Source organism: Pyramidobacter sp. CG50-2 (genome assembly GCF_003612005.1).
Lineage (GTDB): Bacteria > Synergistota > Synergistia > Synergistales > Dethiosulfovibrionaceae > Pyramidobacter.
Genome location: NZ_RAWT01000010.1, coordinates 1 through 16,273 on the forward strand (window position 1 = coordinate 1; position 16,273 = coordinate 16,273).

At 57.8% G+C, this 16,273-nt stretch carries 13 protein-coding genes and 1 tRNA gene; 2 read left to right on the forward strand and 12 right to left on the reverse strand.

The features are described from left to right. Positions 1–191: 191 nt before the first annotated feature. Positions 192–503, reverse strand: a complete 312-nt coding sequence (locus D7D26_RS03395) for a YerC/YecD family TrpR-related protein (RefSeq protein WP_078016545.1) — start codon at positions 501–503, stop codon at positions 192–194. Between the two features lie 232 nt (positions 504–735). Between D7D26_RS03395 and D7D26_RS03400 the strand changes: the two genes are divergently transcribed. After that, positions 736–821 (forward strand) — tRNA-Leu (locus tag D7D26_RS03400). 72 nt (positions 822–893) lie between these two features. On the opposite strand, the gene D7D26_RS03405 is transcribed toward D7D26_RS03400, so the two are convergent. From D7D26_RS03405 to D7D26_RS03420, 4 genes are all read right to left on the reverse strand, one after another. Continuing rightward, positions 894–2,213, reverse strand: a complete 1,320-nt coding sequence (locus D7D26_RS03405; protein WP_120372031.1) for a replication-associated recombination protein A — start codon at positions 2,211–2,213, stop codon at positions 894–896. A 156-nt stretch (positions 2,214–2,369) separates the two neighbouring features. Next, complete coding sequence (locus D7D26_RS03410; RefSeq protein ID WP_120372032.1) at positions 2,370–3,074, reverse strand: endonuclease III domain-containing protein; 705 nt, start codon at positions 3,072–3,074, stop codon at positions 2,370–2,372. Continuing rightward, entirely contained in the window at positions 3,071–5,512 is a 2,442-nt protein-coding gene (locus D7D26_RS03415; protein WP_120372033.1) for a Lon protease family protein, read from the reverse strand. Before D7D26_RS03415 ends, D7D26_RS03410 begins: the two co-directional genes overlap by 4 nt. A gap of 14 nt (positions 5,513–5,526) precedes the next feature. Next, complete coding sequence (locus D7D26_RS03420; protein WP_078016549.1) at positions 5,527–6,564, reverse strand: tRNA-specific 2-thiouridylase; 1,038 nt, start codon at positions 6,562–6,564, stop codon at positions 5,527–5,529. A gap of 78 nt (positions 6,565–6,642) precedes the next feature. On the opposite strand from D7D26_RS03420, the gene hypF reads away from it, so the two are divergent. Beyond that, on the forward strand, positions 6,643–8,904 hold the full coding sequence (gene hypF / locus D7D26_RS03425) for a carbamoyltransferase HypF (protein ID WP_120372034.1): 2,262 nt from the start codon (positions 6,643–6,645) through the stop codon (positions 8,902–8,904). Here hypF and pfkA read toward each other — a convergent pair. The 7 genes from pfkA to D7D26_RS03460 all read right to left on the reverse strand — a co-directional run bounded on the left by pfkA (position 8,901) and on the right by D7D26_RS03460 (position 16,271). Continuing rightward, positions 8,901–9,863: a 6-phosphofructokinase gene (gene pfkA / locus D7D26_RS03430; protein WP_120372035.1), complete on the reverse strand. Its 963-nt coding sequence runs from the start codon at positions 9,861–9,863 to the stop codon at positions 8,901–8,903. The genes hypF and pfkA overlap by 4 nt on opposite strands. Before the next feature lie 120 nt (positions 9,864–9,983). Beyond that, positions 9,984–10,706, reverse strand: a complete 723-nt coding sequence (locus tag D7D26_RS03435; RefSeq protein ID WP_233543450.1) for a hypothetical protein — start codon at positions 10,704–10,706, stop codon at positions 9,984–9,986. 50 nt (positions 10,707–10,756) lie between these two features. Then, positions 10,757–12,199 (reverse strand): O-antigen ligase family protein, encoded by a 1,443-nt coding sequence (locus D7D26_RS03440; protein ID WP_147413040.1) that lies wholly within the window; start codon positions 12,197–12,199, stop codon positions 10,757–10,759. Next, a complete protein-coding gene (locus D7D26_RS03445; RefSeq protein WP_120372038.1) occupies positions 12,168–12,941 on the reverse strand; it encodes a glycosyltransferase family 2 protein in 774 nt (257 codons plus the stop codon). The genes D7D26_RS03440 and D7D26_RS03445 overlap by 32 nt, the downstream gene beginning before the upstream one ends. Before the next feature lie 65 nt (positions 12,942–13,006). Continuing rightward, positions 13,007–14,074 carry a glycosyltransferase family 4 protein gene (locus tag D7D26_RS03450; protein WP_120372039.1) on the reverse strand — a complete coding sequence of 356 codons (1,068 nt, stop codon included), beginning with the start codon at positions 14,072–14,074 and terminating at the stop codon, positions 13,007–13,009. Beyond that, positions 14,071–15,126: a glycosyltransferase family 4 protein gene (locus tag D7D26_RS03455; RefSeq protein WP_120372040.1), complete on the reverse strand. Its 1,056-nt coding sequence runs from the start codon at positions 15,124–15,126 to the stop codon at positions 14,071–14,073. Before D7D26_RS03455 ends, D7D26_RS03450 begins: the two co-directional genes overlap by 4 nt. After that, positions 15,123–16,271, reverse strand: a complete 1,149-nt coding sequence (locus tag D7D26_RS03460) for a mitochondrial fission ELM1 family protein (protein ID WP_120372041.1) — start codon at positions 16,269–16,271, stop codon at positions 15,123–15,125. The genes D7D26_RS03455 and D7D26_RS03460 overlap by 4 nt, the downstream gene beginning before the upstream one ends. Between the last annotated feature and the right edge of the window lie 2 nt (positions 16,272–16,273).

The window sequence follows — 16,273 nt, forward strand, 5'->3', positions numbered from 1 at the left end:
AAATCTCACCGCTCAGACCATAAGGAGTATTACCGCAAGACAATGGATTGTTAGGTGCTTTAATTGAGAAATAGTATGAGCGACTGAACTCCCTCGCAGCGCCAAAAAACTATGTTAACGCTTTTTATCAAGAAACAGTATGAACATGCGCCAGGGCCGTCTGGATTACCGACGGCCCTGGCGCATGAAGGTTATTTCTTGTTCGTGACGTTTTTCCCGTTCTCTTCAAGCCTGTTCAGCACCACGCCATAACCGTCGGCGCCATAGTCGAGAAATTTGCGTACGCGGCTGATCGTCGCCGTGCTGGCGCCGGTCAGCTGCGCTATCTGCGGATACGTGTGATTCCGGCGCAGCAGGCGCGCCACTTCCAATCGCTGAGAAAGCGCCTTGATCTCGCCGATGGTCGCCACATCTTCGAGGAAATTATACACTTCTTCCACTGTGTTCAAAGAAAGAAACGCAGAAGCAAGCTGTTCTGTCAGTTCATCCTTCCATTTTTCCATATGGCCGCGCCTCCCGACTGAATATTATTGCAGAGATAACTTTTAAGGCTCCATTTCGGTCCCACTTTAGCACACAAAAGCACAATGCACAATCCAAACCGGGGCCCTCAGACAAACCGTATCGGTCTCCGTACCCCCCGGCGGGATTCGCGCGCGGAAATACGCGGCGCGGGAGCAAAAATATCTTGAGACGTCACTCAACCTATGGTATGATTCGTGAGTAATTGAAAGGGCTCAGATGGTGGAATCGGTAGACACTGGGGACTTAAAATCCCCTGGCATTGCGCCGTGCGGGTTCGAGTCCCGCTCTGAGCACCACCGCCGAGATATCGATCCCGTCGTGCGACGTGTCGAGCGCCGCACGACGGGATTTTCTTTTTTATAAACGCGTCAGCTGCCATGCTTGGCCTTCCAGTCTTTGATGAACTCGAGGCGCGCCTTGTATTTCGCTTCGAGCCCCTGCTCCGTCGGTTCGTAGTAGACCTTTCCCAGCAGCGAATCCGGTAGGCACTGCATGCCCGTCAGTTTTTCCGCGGCGTCGTGGGCGTACTGATAGCCCTTGCCGTAGTCCAGTTCTTTCATCAGTCTGGTCGGGGCGTTGCGGATCACGAGCGGGACGGGCTCGGCCAGTTGAGAGATCGCGTCGCGCCGGGCTGCCTCATAGGCGCGGTAAAGGGCGTTCGACTTGGGCGCCAGCGAGAGGTAGACGGCCGCCTGCGTCAGGTGGACGGAACACTCGGGCATGCCGATGAAATGGCAGGCCTGATACGCCGCCACCGCCAGTTCCAGCGCTCTCGGATCGGCCAGCCCGACGTCCTCACTGGCGAAGCGCACGATCCGGCGCGCCACGTAGAGCGGATCCTCGCCAGCCTCGAGCATCCGCGCCAGCCAGTAAACCGCGGCGTCGGGGTCCGAGTTGCGCATCGATTTGTGCAGCGCCGAGATAAGGTTGTAATGTTCTTCGCCTTTCTTGTCGTAGAGCAGCGATTTCTTGGAGATGCACTGCTCCAGCACTTCCGGCGTGACGACGACCTCGCCGCCGGCGCGATTGCCGTTCAGCACGACCATTTCCAGCGTCGAAAGGGCCGAACGGGCGTCGCCGTTGGCGAAGTTGGCGATCGCTTCCAGCAGTTCGGGGGCGATGCGGATGTTTTGTCCGCCGAAGCCGCGCAGGTCGGCAAGCGCCCGCTGCAGCAAAGAAACCAGCTCCTCCGTTGTGAGCGCCTGTAATACGAAGACCTTGCAGCGCGACAGAAGCGCGCCGTTGACCTCAAAAGAAGGATTTTCCGTCGTCGCGCCGATGAGGATGATGCTCCCCTTCTCGACGAACGGCAGGAAGGCGTCCTGCTGGGCCTTGTTGAAGCGGTGGATCTCGTCGACGAAGACGATGGTCTTGCCGCCGAAGGTGCGGTTGCTCTCGGCCTGCTGCATGACCGTGCGGATCTCTTTGATGCCGCTGGTCACCGCCGAAAAGTTGATGAACTCCGCCTTGGTCTGGTTGGCGATGATGCGGGCCAGCGTGGTCTTGCCGACGCCCGGCGGCCCCCAGAAGATCATCGAGGAAATCGTGTCGTTGACGATCAGGCGGCGCAGGATTTTATCCGGCCCCAGCAGATGCGTCTGCCCGACAAACTCGTCCAGGTTCTGCGGCCTGAGGCGGGCGGCAAGAGGCTGCGTCTGCCCGCTTTCAAACAAGTTGAGTTCTTCCATGATCGTTCCTCCTTTGCGTGAACGATTCCCCGCCGTTCAGTGTCGAGGCGGGAAATATCGACAACTGACTGAAAATATTCTATCACGCCTCAAAGCTTACGCACAGACAGAAAAAAGGAGTTCCCCCCAAAATACCGGGGAACTCCTTTTTTTCCGTCAGGCTTCGCTGGAAGGACAGATGCCCCTGAGGGGACACTCGCCGCACTTCGGCGCTCGGGCCTTGCAGATGTTTTTTCCGTGCTGGATCACGTTCAGGTGCCCGGCGCACTTCATCTCGTCGGGCACAAGCTGTTCGAGGCGGCCCTGGATCTCCGCAGGCGTTTCTTTGGCGTCGGCCCAGCCGAGACGCTTCGAGATGCGCGCCACATGCGTGTCTACGGGAAAGGCCGGAAACCCGAGATCGAAAGCGAGCACGCAGGCGGCCGTTTTCGGGCCGACGCCCTGGATGTGCGTCATAAAATCCCAGGCCGCGGCGGGCGTGCCGCTTTTCAGGCGTTTGAGCGAATATTCGCCGAAGCGCTCTTTCACGGTTTTCAGCACGCGCAGGATCGTCGCCGCCTTGTTGTTGCAGATTCCCGCCGGCTTGATCGCCTCGGCGATCCGCTCCTGCGGCAGCGCGGCGACGCGCTCCCAGCTGCCGTACTGAGATTTCAGGCGTTCGAAGGCCATGTCGCGGTTGCGGTCGTTGGTGTTTTGCGACAGCACCGTCTCGATCAGCCCGTCGAGCGGCTCTTCATAGACGATTTTGGCCGAGTCCGTCCCCTGTTTCCAGAGTTGTTCCAGGATTTCCAGCACGGTCGTGATCGACGGCGGAGCGACCGGGGCGGGCGTCACCGTTTTGCCGACGTCGGCCCGGCTCATTGTTTTCGCTCCCGGGAAACGGCGGAAGGCGCGTTCCCCTTTTGGCCTCTGCTCAGGGCGGCGCTTTTTTCGATCCATCGTTTCAGCTTCGCCATCGCCCGGCCGTGGATCGAATCTTCCGGATACGTCCCGTCGGCCCGGCGCTTTCCGGCCGGGCAGCCGGTCAGGAGCTCAATGCCTTCGTCGATCGTCTTCACGGACCAGATGTGGAACTGCTTGCGGCGGATCGCTTCGACCACGTCGTGGTTCAGCATCAGATGCCGCTCGTTCTGCCAGGGGATCAGCACGCCCTGCGAGCCGGTCAGGCCGCGCGCAAGACAATAGCTGAAAAAGCCCTCGATCTTCTCGTTGACGCCGCCGATCGGCTGGATGTTGCCGAACTGATCGACCGAGCCGGTCACGGCGATGTTCTGCGCGATCGGCACGTCGGCCAGAGAGGAAAGCAGGCAGTACAGTTCGGTGGACGAGGCGCTGTCGCCGTCGATACCGCCGTAATTCTGCTCGAACGACAAACGGGCGGAAAGCGTCAGCGGCATGTCCTGGGCGTAAACGCGCCCGAGGTAGCTGCTCAAAGTCAGCAGGCCCTTGTTGTGGATCGGACCCGCCATTAAAATCTCGCGCTCGATGTTGATAACGCCTTCCTGCCCCATGAACGTATTGGCGGTGATGCGCGCGGGATGCCCGAAGGAGACTTCGGCAAAGCTGACGACGGCCAGCCCGTTGATCTGCCCGACGACGGCGCCGTCCGTGTCGATGCGGATGATGTCTTCGGCGAAGGCGGCGCGGATCTTTTCTTCCGTCTGGCTCGAGCGGTAGCGCTTCTCCTGGATCGCCCGCAGCACGTGCTTGCGGTCCACCGATTTGGCGCCTTCGGACAGAGCCCAGGCGGACGATTCGACGACGTATTCTTTCAGCCTGTTGAACTGGGTCGAGAGTTTGTTCTGATCGTCGGCGAGGCGCGAAGCCCATTCGATCAGTTCGGCCAGCGCTTTTTTGTTGAACGGCAGGCAGCCGTCCTGTTCGGCCGTCGTTTTGACGAAGCGCGCCATATCCCACTCGTTTTCCGGCGTGCGCGGCATTTCGTAGTCGAATTCCGCGACGGTCTTGAAGAATTTGGGGAAATCGGGGTCGTATTCGCGCAGCAGATAATAAATGTAATAACTGCCGACGAGGATCACTTTGGTCTTGATGGGGATCGCTTCCGGGCGCGGCGTCGTGATCGGCATGACGCTGTACTGGTCGCTGAGGTTCTCGACCGTGAGCAGGCCGGAGCGCAGCACGCGTTTCAACAGATCGTAGGACATGAAATTGCGCAGCAGCTCTTCCGCGTCGAGGATCAGATAACCGCCGTTGGCCCGATGCAGCGCGCCGCTCACGATCCTTGTGAAGTCGGTATAATAATATCCCTGACGGCTCTCGTACTCCATCTTGCCGGCGATGTTGTAAAAAGTCGGATTGGTCTCCCACACGGCCGGCGCGCCGCCCTTGGGATCGTTGCCGACGAAGACGTTGATCTTGTACGGCGTGAAATCCACTTCGCCGCTCTCGTCGCGGGCGGCGGCAATGAACAGGGTGTGATTGGCGACGATCTGGCGCTCCAGCGAATCGATCCACTGGGCGAATTTCTTCGTTTGTCCGTATTTCTCCCGGATCTCGTCCAGGTAAGGGCCGATCGCCGTGCGGCAGATCTCGGCTTCCATATCCGAAAGCTTGGCCTTGAGCGCGCGCTCCTTCTCCCGGATCTGCCGCAGGACTTCCAGAGTTTTCGAGGTCAAGGCGTCGGATACGCTCTTGAGGCGCTTCTGCTCTTTCCGCGGCAGGGCTTCGAATTCGTCGGTCTGAAGCTCCTTGAACTCCTTTTTGCCTTTGCCGTTCTTGACGATTTTGAGGGGAATGTTGACAAAACCCTGCGGCGTGCGCTTGACGAGGAAACCGTCCTTCTCGGCCTCTTCGCGGACGTGATTCATCATCTTCGAGATCTGATCCTGAAACGAACTGATCTCCTGCGCCTTGGCGTCTTCGTAGCTGCTTTTCTCGAAAGCGCCGCTGATCACGGACTTCAACTCTTCGATCAGCTTGGTGAAGTCTTCCTCGGCCTTTTTCGCCTGCCCGGCCGGCAGGTCGATGGCCAGAGGCTTTGCCGGCTCGTCGAAATTGTTGACGTAGATCCAGTCGCTGGGCGCCGGCATGCGCGCCGCTTTTTCACGCACGCTTTTGAGCGCGTAGCTTGTGCGCCCGCTGCCCTGCGCCCCGACGATAAAGACGTTGTAGCCGGTGCTCTTGACGGCGAGACCGAAATCGATCGATTTGACAGCCCGTTCCTGTCCTATAAAATGAGTCAGTCCTTCCAGCTCAGCGGAAGAAGAACAGCGCAGCACCTTGGGATCCGTCTTTCTTCGCGCCTGCGCCGCCGTTAATTTTCGGGCCCGTATTTTCATGGCCTTTCCCCCAGTCATTCCATGTATTTTATAAATCCGCCGCCGAGGAGGATGTACTCCGTCCCGTCGTAAAGGGCAAGCGCCTGTCCGATCGAAACGCTCCCGGCGGGTTTCCGCAGTTTGACCGCGCCGCAGCCGTCATGGCAGTCCGTCAGCCGGCCGGGAACCGGCCGGGCGCGATAGCAGTACTGCACGAGACATTCCTGCCCGGCGCGGACTTCCTGCTGCCAGACGGCGTTTTCAAAAGAGATCGTCCCGACCGTGGCTTCCGTCCCATGAGACAGCAGCAGGCGATCGTTCGTAAAATCCCGGCGTTCGACGAACCACGGCCCGCGCGACAGGCCCAGCCCGCGGCGCTGCCCTTCGGTATAGAAGATCAAGCCCCGATGCGGGCCCAAATCTTTGCCGTCATGGTCGACCATGCGTCCGATGTGGCGTTCCTCCGACGCGATGTGATCTTCGAGAAAACGTTCCAGCGAGCCGCCCTCAAGAAAACAGATGCCCTGGCTGTCGCCCTGCGCCAGCCGTCCGCCCAGCCTGGATGCGAGCTCGTTTTTCACGCCCGTTTTATCTCGTTCTGCCGAAAGCGGAAAGCAAAGCCGCGGCAGCCATTCGTACGGCAGCCGGCACAGCATGTAGGTCTGATCTTTCGGCGAGGGCGTCCGGGCGATGGCCCAGCGGTTTCCGCGCTTGAGAACGCGCGCGTAATGTCCCGTGGCGACCTTTTCGATGCCCAGCCGGTCGGCCAGCTCGAGCAACACCCTGAATTTCAGGCTGGCGTTGCAGATCACGCAGGGATTGGGCGTGAGGCCTTTTCTGTATGCGTCGAGAAAAGGCTGCACGACGCGGTCGCCAAATTGTTTTCGACAGTCCAGGCGATGCATCGGCACATGCTGCGCCAGTCGTTCCAGCCGCAGGCGGTCGGTCGGGTCTTCGCCGTCTTTCAGGAGCAGATGCGCCGCCGTCACGTCGTAGCCAAGGTCTCTGAGCCGCAGGGCGGATAAGGCGCTGTCAACGCCGCCGCTGACTCCGACAAGGATTTTTTCGCTCATGCTCTCTCCGCGCCGCTTGTGGGCAGGTCTTCGACCGATTAAAATAATCGGAGCGTTTTCATATTCGAGGTGGAATTCATGCTGATTGAAAAAACATACAGCGTCAGCGGCATCGTCCAGGGCGTCGGCTTCCGCCCGCTGTGCGTAAGGATCGCGCGTCGCACCGGGATCCGCGGCTCCGTGGCGAACACTTCCGACGGCGTCCTGCTCCGTTTGCAGGGGACGGAGGACGCCATCGCCCGATACGTGGCGGAACTGAAACGCGACTGCCCCGACGTGGCGCTGATCGTGGATATCAAGCTGCTCGAACGAAAGGACGTCGAACAGGCCGATGATGATTTTACCATACTCAAAAGCGTGCGTTCGCTTCGGCAGAGAGTCCTGCTTCCGCCCGACATGGCGACGTGCCGGAACTGCCTGGCCGACATCAGGGATCCCGCCGACAGGCGTTACCGTTACGCCTTCACGAACTGCACGAACTGCGGCCCGCGCTTTTCGATCGTCAGAGAACTCCCCTACGACCGGCCCAAGACGACCATGTCGGCCTTTCCGATGTGCCCCGCGTGCCGGCAGGAATACGCCGACGAAACAAACCGCCGCTTTCACGCTCAGCCGAACGCCTGCCCCGTTTGCGGGCCTCGCTTGGCGTATTGCGACGCTCAAGGGCAAGAGATAGCGCGGGATGAAAAAGCCTTCGGGCTGACGATCGCCGCACTTGCGAACGGCCAAATCATCGCCGTCAAGGGGCTGGGGGGCTTCCATCTGGCCTGCGACGCGACCCGGGAAGAGCCAGTCTCCCTGCTGCGCCGCCGCAAGCGCCGTCCGCGCCGTCCCTTTGCGGTCATGGTCAAAAACGTCGCCGTCGCCGAAAAGATCGTGAAGCTGAGCGCCGCCGACACAAAGCTGCTGACGGGCGCACGAGCTCCTATTATACTGCTGGAACGGAACGATTCCAACTTTCTCGCTCCGTCGGTCGCGCCCGGCTTGAATCGTCTGGGCGTGATGCTCCCCTATACCCCGCTTCATCATATGATCATGGAAGAATTCGACGCCCTCGTGATGACGAGCGCCAATCTGAGCGGCGAGCCGCTCGTCTCCGAAAACGAGGAAGCGTATCGGCGCCTCGCCGGGATCTGCGACGGGTTCCTTGTCCACAACCGCCCGATCCACATGAAGATCGACGACTCCGTCCTGCTCCATCACGACAGCGGCCCCGTCCTGATCCGACGGGCGCGCGGCTACGTTCCCAATCCCATTATCGCCGCACGCGAGCTGGCGCCGGTGCTCGCCGCCGGCGCGGAGATGAAAGGGACTTTCGCGTTCAGCCAGGACGCCATGATCTTTTCCAGCCAATACCTGGGCGACATGAAGGAGATGGGAACCGCGCAGTTCTACGAAAAAGCCCTGCGGCACTTTCTCGGCCTCTACAACTTCGCTCCCGAGCGGCTCGTCACCGATCTGCATCCGCTTTACCTCTCCACCGCCGTGGCGAAGAGAATTTTCTCCCGGCTGCCGGCGCTTGCCGTGCAGCATCACTATGCCCACATGATGGCCTGTCTCGCGGAAAACCGCATCGATTCCCCCGCCCTTGGCATCATCATGGATGGCACGGGATATGGCGGCGACGGCTCGATCTGGGGCGGAGAGATCCTCTGCGGCGACGCGGAAAGCTTCGAACGCTGCGGTCATCTCAAGGAATTCCGTCTGCCCGGAGGCGACCGCGCCGTCATGGAACCCTGGCGCTGCGGCCTGAGCCTGTTGGTGGAAAGCTGCGGCGCTCACGAGGCGCTTGAACTGTGCCAGGGCCTCTGGCCCGGACGAACCGCCGCCGCCCGGCAGCTTCTGAATGCCTGGGAGGCGTTTCCGCTCACAAGTTCCTGTGGACGCCTTTTCGACGGTCTGGCCGCGATCGTTCTGAAAAAAGAAACCGTCAGCTATGACGGCGAAGCGGCCATGGAACTGCAGGCTTTTGCGGAGACACATCCCACGCTCGGTACCGGTTTGCCCTTTGACGTTGAAAACAGCGTCATCGACTGGCGCCCTTTCGTCGCCGCTCTGGCGCGGCCCCCGCACAACGTCCTTTTTGCGGCCGGGGCTTTTCACACGCGGCTGGCGCAGGCGCTGGCCCAGTGCGCAGCGAACGTTGCCGGTCAAACGGGTATCCGTCTGGTCGCCCTTTCCGGCGGCTGCTGGCAGAACGGCCTGCTCTTGAAAGAGACGCTGCCTCTGCTCCGCGCTCGGGGGCTGACGCCGCTCACTCACAAACTGCTTTCCCCGAACGACGAGTGCCTCTCCGTCGGTCAGGCCTATATCGGCGGCCTGCGGCGGAACGAAGGTTAGATGCTGAGTTCTTTCACCAGCTCGAGCAGCTCGGGGTTCAGTCGCTTTTTTACCTCCCACGTGTTCGGCAGAGGAACCGGCGTCATGTGCCCGTTGACCAGTCCGGTCATGACGCCGTGCTTTCCCTCCAGCAGACAGTTGACCGCGTAGGCCCCCATGCGGGTGGCGATCGTCGCGTCGTAACTGGATGGCGCGCCGCCGCGCTGGATATGGCCGAGCACCGTTACCGTCGCTTTGTAACCGGGAGCCTGTTCGGCAAGCTTTTTCTGCAGTTCGTAGCCGGACATGACGCCTTCCGCAAGAATGATGAGAGAATAATTTTTCCCGCTGAGGCGTGACGCTTTGAGCTTTTTGCACAGAGCGCCGATGTCGAAGGGGATCTCGGGCAGTACCGCAAATTCCGCGCCGCCGGCCACGGCGGTTTGCAGCGCGATAAAGCCGCAGTGACGCCCCATCACCTCGACGATGAAAAGCTTGTCGTGACTGTGGGCCGTATCGCGCAGCCGCCGCACGGCGTCCAGAGCCGTATTGAGCGCCGTATCGAAGCCGATCGTCATGTCGGTGCCGTTGACGTCGTTGTCGATCGTCGCGGGGATCCCCACAACGGGCAGCCCCATTTTCTGCAGTTCCCAGGCGCCGCGGAACGAACCGTCGCCGCCGATGACGATCAGGCCGTCGATGTTGCGGTCGTCGCACTGCTGGCGCGCTTTTTTTCTGCCTTCCTCCGTCAGGAAACGTTCGCTGCGCGAGGTTCGCAGCACCGTTCCGCCGCGCTGGATGATCGACCCCACGTCCCGCACTTCGATCTTGCGGAAGATGCCGTCGATAAGGCCTTCATATCCCTGCGCCACGCCCAGACATTTTATATCGTGATAGGCCGCGCACCTGACGACGGCCCGGATGGCCGCGTTCATCCCCGGCGCGTCGCCGCCGCTGGTCAACACTGCAATACGTTTCATTTTTTATCCTCCTTGCGCGCTGTTTTTCCAATTATACACTTTTCTCTTCGACCGGAACCACCGAGACAAATAAAGGGGCCCAACTCCGCGCGAGTTGAGTCCCTTTTCGTTTTCCGCCAATTAAATTTCTTTTTGCAGTTCCATCATGCGTTTGTTGAGCTTGCTCAGTTCCTCCTGGATTTCGTTCAGGCGGTCCTGAAGCTCCTTGCCTTCCTTTGTCAGGTTGCCGACGCGTTTGTTCAGACGATCCATTTCCATGCGGGCGCCCGATTTGCCTTGCAGCAGCTTGTTGGGGTCGTCGTCTTTGACGTCCCAGAAGAAATCGATGGTCTTGCCGAGCGTCACGGGCGTGATGGCGCCGTCGATGGTGAACTTGACCGTTTTGACTTTCGGCGTCAGATAGGGCTTTCCCTTGGAATCGTAACGGGGAAAGTAGACGAAGCCTTCACGTTCATCGGTGATTTTGAAGTTGAAGCGTTTGTCGTAATCGACAGGGGAAAGACGATGTTTGCCCACGGTCAGGGTAACCTGACTCTCGAAAGGAGCCATGCGGATCGCCGGCCCGCGGTTCGTGAATCTGATAAACACGGGGATCGTATCATCAAGTTTCAGCTGCTGCAGCAAATTGTAACGGTAATCCTCCGCCTCGTCGGCCGTCCACAGATTTTTCTGCGCCTGATCCTGAGTCGAGCGTTCCACGTATTCCGCCGCATAGTACGTCGCCTGAATCTCGACGCTGGCGCCGAAATCGTCGCGATATTCCTTCTTTTGGCGCCACTCCGCGGAATAAGCGGTCGGAACGAACAGGGCGCACGTCAGCAATGGTAGCAACAGAAATCTCACTTTTGAATTCATTTTTCCTCCTGATTTTATGACGCCGATTCAACAAGGTCCTATTTTTCTCCGTCGCCATTGAAACGCCGCGCATCCCGCGTGTCTTCAGGGTCGGGGAGAACGACCATAATGCCGATAAAACACCATACCATGACCGCAATGTCGCGACGGCCCTGAAAAATGTCCCCGTTCGTACCGTACGTCAATATTTCCACCAGCAGCATGACCGCAGTCACGCCCCATGGGAAGAAAACGTTTTTCTCCGCGCGGGCATATTTTAGCATTTTCTTCATGCATAATCCAATGGGCGCGAGCCACAAAAGCAACGCGGGGATGCCGCCGATACAGCAGAGATAAAAATATGTCGAATGGGGATGATCCATGGATCTTTTTACCGTCAGCCCCAGTTCCTGAGCTTTCGCGCGCACAATAGCCTCGTGGACGTTATAGAACGAGTCTCCCCCGTAACCGAGGAAAGGACGTTTTTTTATCGCATGAAGAGCGACTTTCCAGATCTCGTTTCTTTGGGTCGTCAGTTCGTTCATATCGTGAAGAGATGAAATCTGCTTGCATTCGCCCAAGAGACAACGCCGGAAGTCTCCGGAAACGCCATATAACAATACGGCGGCCGCCAAAAAGCAAGCGACGTATGTCATGAGCGTCCGGCAGGAAATTTTGTGAAAGCGAAACGCATAATACAGAAAGACGAGCCCCCCCAGAAAAGCAGACAGCCACGCTCCGGAAGAAAATGAAAAAAATATGACGCTCAACACGGGGAACAACAAGATTATTTGCTTGAGCTTCCCTCCGTTCACAGACCAAAAAGCAAAGCAGGCAACCGGCGGGAAAAGCAATAGGCCGAGAGCGCCAAGGGTGTTGCCGTTGTTTAGGGCGCGGTTGGGGAAATATTCCAAGAGGCCGGCTATCCGCAGCAAATTTCCCAACAGGATCAGAACGCTGGCGGCAACAAAAACCTTGATGAACGTTTTTCTCGCGCTTTCCGTCCCCAAAAAGATAACCGACATCAAAATGCCAAGCAGCATTTCAAGAGGCACAGTCACGTTCCGTCCATAGGATTTCAGCTCGCGATAGCTAAACAAGCCGGAAATGACCACCCAAAGCAAAAAAAGGGAAAACAGCGCCAAAACAACTCGCGAACGGTGGGAAAGCTCCACTCTATGAATGATATCCTCTTTGTTCACCGCGCAGCAATAAACGAGAGAAATCAAAGTCGCTCCCCATAGGATATAATGAAACACTGGCCCCAAAGGCGACAAAGCTATGGAGAGAGTATAACAATACAAAAAGAATTTCTTGCTTCCGTCTCTCTTTTCTTGGGCATCCGCAACTTGGCGTCGATACAGTCTGTCCATCTTTTTCCCTTCTTTTTGCACTGTAACATCGCAATTTGCCACGTTTGGAGCGCAGTCCATAACATTGCTCTCAGCCCTGCGCCAGGAAGGCGGCGCTTCATTGACTGGAGAGTTTTTCCAGCTGCTCACGCTCGTACCACTTGGCAAATTTCACAAAACGGAAGAAAGCAAGCGTACTGGCGTTGATGAATCCCCAATACCCGTACAGAAAATGACGGTTCAAGAAGTAGGTCCTCAAAAAAGTCAGCGTCGCGGTTCCCAGCATCCGCAACGGGGAATAACGTTTCTGCCCCTTGACAAGCATCTGGATCTGTGTATCGGTCGCTCTGTTTTGCTTGTTGATAACATGCGACAATGTCAAATACGAATGATGACACACAAAGCCGCGCAGCGTGCGGACTCGGACGTCGGGCGCCAGCGGATCGACCGCATCATGATCCAAAATCCCCAGCATCCTCATTTTCTTCCTGTTGTAGAGACGGATCAATTTGTAGTGTTTCGCCCAGCGAATAGGGCGGGGAACGCCGGGATACACATCGCCTATGCGCAGCCTGTACCCGTCGCAGTCTGGATCCTGCTTTATCATCTCTATTTCTTTCGACAGCTCTTCGCTCAGGACCTCGTCGGCGTCGAGACGCAGCACCCAATCGTTCGCGCAATATTCTTCAGCGACGCGAACCTGATCGCCAAAAGAAACCCATTCGTTGTAGTAGAACCTGGCTCCGTATCTCAAGGCGATTTCCCGCGTCTTGTCAGTGCTCCCCGAATCAACGACGATAATCTCGTCAGCGAGCCTGTGCGCCGCTTCCAAAGTTTGCGGAAGCCTTTTTTCTTCGTTATAGGTAATGATGTACAAAGATAAATTTATCATGGTGTCCTCGCAAACGTGAACGCAAATCGGTCCCTCAGATCAGCGGACGGAACTTTCGCACAAATTCAGCGTTTTAATTGCAGCGTCTTGTTGTAGATATCGACGGTTTCTTCGGAGATCCGTCCAACGTTGATATCCGCCGCGCTGCGCTGCGCGTTCAGCGCCATGGACGCGCGAGCTTCCTCGTGATTTGCTCTCAGAATGGCCGCGCTCAAGGTTCGTATATCGGAGGGACTGAACAGTAAACCGTTTACGCCGTCCTTTACGATATCCAAAGTGCCTCCAATATTCGTGGCGATCGGCACGGCCCCCGCCGCCATCGCTTCTATAAGCATCAGGCTGAAACCTTCGGGTTCTTTGGAGCTTTGCACGAAAAGATCGGCCGCCCAAAGCCATGGCCTGACGTCCGCGGCGAAGGGGAAGAAGCGGATGCGGTTCTGGATGCCGAGCTTCGCCGATAAGTTTTTTAATTTCTTTTCTTCATTGCCGCTACCGACAAGCCAAAAATGATATCCGCCTCTTTCTGGAATAAGAGCGATAGCCCGCAGAAAATCATCCCACGCCTTCCAGCCGACCAAGCGCCCCATCCCCAATACCACACATTCGCCGGGCTTTACTCCAAGCGACTGGCGACATTTTTGCCGCGCTGACCAATCCCTCGTATAGTATTTTGAAAGAACCGGGTTGAGGATCGTCGCGATCAATCGGGCGCGCGGCAGTTTCAATTTTTTTATATGAGCCGTCACGGCCGACGAACAGCCGATCAGCACATCGGAATTTTCGTAGTATTTCGCCTTGGGATATTTGTCGAACGTCGAGATGACGGGGATATTCTTTTTCCGCCCCCAATAACCGCCAAGATACGCGGCGGAAGAAAGGCGCGTGTGGATCAGATCCGGCTTCGCCCGATCGACGATTTTCCCAATGCCGGATGTGAAAACGGGCAGCCATTGTGCCGGGGGCGTGTAAGTGAAGACGTCGATTCCCGACTTTGCAAGTTCCTGTGACAGGGTCCCCCCTTCGCGGCACAAAACCGAGTTCTGAACGCCGCGCTTTTCCAATTCCTTCAGAAGCTGGATCCAGGGAGCCATCCACGCCAGCCTGTTTTCATCCACATAATGCAATATTTTCATTCGACGTTCCCCTGATAACTTTCGGAAGAATTTTTGCCTGGAGTTTTCAGAACAGACGCATAGACGTCCGCAACCTGGTCGACCATATGTTCAAGGGTCGGAACGCAATCCCGCGGGAAACGTTCCGGTTCTTTGCGGTGCGCGAGACAATCTTCCAGAACCTGTCGCCAAAAAGTCAGGTCGCCGGGAGGGATCAAACCGGTTCGATTTCCTTTCATTTCGAATACCGGCCGTATGTCGGAGGCCAGAACGGGAATTCCCACTTGTGCAGCCTGAGCCAAGGTCAGCGGCATTCCTTCCGTATAGGAAGGAAAGAGCAGACAGGATGAAGTCGCCATAAAATGTTCGACCTGTTCGCTGTATCCGTGGAACGTTACACGGTCTTCCAAGCGACGCTCTTTGCAGATGTTTTGCCATTCTGCCCTTTGCGGTCCGTCGCCGAGAATGTTCAAGGTCCATCGAACGTCGGCCGGGATCGCTCTCAGCACGTCCTGCAAACCCTTGACAGAACTCAATCTTCCTACAAACAGAAGCTTGTTTTGAGCGGAGTTTTCAGGATCCCAGCGTTCTTTGGGTTCCTTTAACCCGTTAATGATCACGGTCGTATTGTCGTAAAAACAGTCTTTCATGGCTGATTGAACGGCGGCGCTGACACAAATAACGCGATTTGCGCCGCGATACGGGGCATAGATCCACGGAGTTTTTGTCCCAAAATCCACATGAGCCGTTACGACGTAAGGAACACCGCTCTTTTTGCCCGCCCAGTTGGCGATCCACGCCGGTACCCGGGAGTGGGCATGAAGAATCTGCCAGTTTTCATTTTTGACCCAGCGGGCAATTTTCGCCGCGCTGTACAGTCCCGTCAGCGGATTTTTTTTGTGCACGGGAAGATGACGCACCAGCACCTTTGCGTCGAGCTGGCGCTCCATCCGGCCGCCGGCCGAGATCACCATGACCTCGTGGCCCCTTTTGGCCAGCTCGTTCGCCAGATCGATGACATGGCGCTCGACGCCGCCGATCTGAAGTTCGGGGAGGATGTGGACGATTTTCATGGCAGCCACCGGTCGAGGATCCACCGCGCGGCTTTTTCGGCTTCGTTGAAGCCGTTCATCCCGTCAAGCGGCCGTTCGAGGAAATGGCGAAGATCGTCGTTCAGGTTGCGGGGAGTGATCTGGCACAGATAGTTCTGATTTTCGAAATCCTCGATCATGCGGTTGAAACGGGGCACGCCCCACAGACGCTTGGTGGAGAGCAGCCGGGCGTCCACGAGCCACTCCGTCACCTCCTGCAGAAGCCGTTTGACGCCGTGGTGATGGCCGACGGTGACGACCGCCGTCTGCACGCCGGCGGTAACCGCTTCGGAGATCATCGAAACGGAGTCTTCGGTGCAGAAAACGCGCGAGCAGTGGCCGAGAATGCCGGGAACGGGATTGCGGGAATCCTGCGAAGCCAGCAGGAGCATCCGCACCACGCTGGTGTCCCCGCAGAGTTTGGCGATCGCCATTTCCGTCGCGGCCTGCGTGCGGCGCGAGGTCGTGATATACAGGTCGACGTTGGCATCGGCCGCGGCGTCGAGCAGCGTCGGCAGGACTTTGTTCACCCAGAGGGGGGCGATCGAGTAGTTCAAATCGTCGCCGCCGATGAGGATCCCCCAGGCGTCTTTTTGGTGCGGAGGATAATCGCTCAGCAGCTCCCGGCGCTGGCTCTCCAAAAGCTCCGGAGAAATGGAATTGGGAGCGCCCAGCGTGACCAGAACGTTGTCGCCGCGGCGTCCGTCGTGCTTAGGCACGACCGCCATATCAAAGGGGCTCGTGCCTAAAACGGAGGGCGTCATCACCACGCAGCTTTTCCCGTTGAATCTTTTGGCGAGAGCCAAGCAATACGGCGCGGCCGTACTTCCCGCGGAAAGGAAAAGAAGCGGGCGCCGCTCCGGATTCAGCATCGCGATGCGGTCAAGAAGCTCCTTGCCTCCGGCTCTCAAAAGCCAACGCTCCGCGCCCTGCGGCGCTGCCTTGGGAAGGCGTCGGGCAAGCAGTTTGAGAGCCTTGATCCGCGCCGCCCCGCGTAACTGGGGAACGTCGAATTCCGCCGTTTCGAAATCGGCAAGCTCCTGCATGCGGCCGCGTATTCCCCGGCTCTGGACGATATGTCCGCGGGTATTCTCGCTAAGAAGTATCAAAAGTGGTTTCAGATCCATTT

Excerpts from the sequence above, each read along its gene's own strand:
- D7D26_RS03395 (WP_078016545.1), bottom strand. The coding sequence starts at position 503 with ATGGAAAAATGGAAGGATGAACTGACAGAACAGCTTGCTTCTGCGTTT.
- D7D26_RS03405 (WP_120372031.1), bottom strand. The coding sequence starts at position 2,213 with ATGGAAGAACTCAACTTGTTTGAAAGCGGGCAGACGCAGCCTCTTGCC.
- D7D26_RS03410 (WP_120372032.1), bottom strand. The coding sequence starts at position 3,074 with ATGAGCCGGGCCGACGTCGGCAAAACGGTGACGCCCGCCCCGGTCGCT.
- D7D26_RS03415 (WP_120372033.1), bottom strand. The coding sequence starts at position 5,512 with ATGAAAATACGGGCCCGAAAATTAACGGCGGCGCAGGCGCGAAGAAAG.
- D7D26_RS03420 (WP_078016549.1), bottom strand. The coding sequence starts at position 6,564 with ATGAGCGAAAAAATCCTTGTCGGAGTCAGCGGCGGCGTTGACAGCGCC.
- hypF (WP_120372034.1), top strand. The coding sequence starts at position 6,643 with ATGCTGATTGAAAAAACATACAGCGTCAGCGGCATCGTCCAGGGCGTC.
- pfkA (WP_120372035.1), bottom strand. The coding sequence starts at position 9,863 with ATGAAACGTATTGCAGTGTTGACCAGCGGCGGCGACGCGCCGGGGATG.
- D7D26_RS03445 (WP_120372038.1), bottom strand. The coding sequence starts at position 12,941 with ATGATAAATTTATCTTTGTACATCATTACCTATAACGAAGAAAAAAGG.
- D7D26_RS03450 (WP_120372039.1), bottom strand. The coding sequence starts at position 14,074 with ATGAAAATATTGCATTATGTGGATGAAAACAGGCTGGCGTGGATGGCT.
- D7D26_RS03455 (WP_120372040.1), bottom strand. The coding sequence starts at position 15,126 with ATGAAAATCGTCCACATCCTCCCCGAACTTCAGATCGGCGGCGTCGAG.
- D7D26_RS03460 (WP_120372041.1), bottom strand. The coding sequence starts at position 16,271 with ATGGATCTGAAACCACTTTTGATACTTCTTAGCGAGAATACCCGCGGA.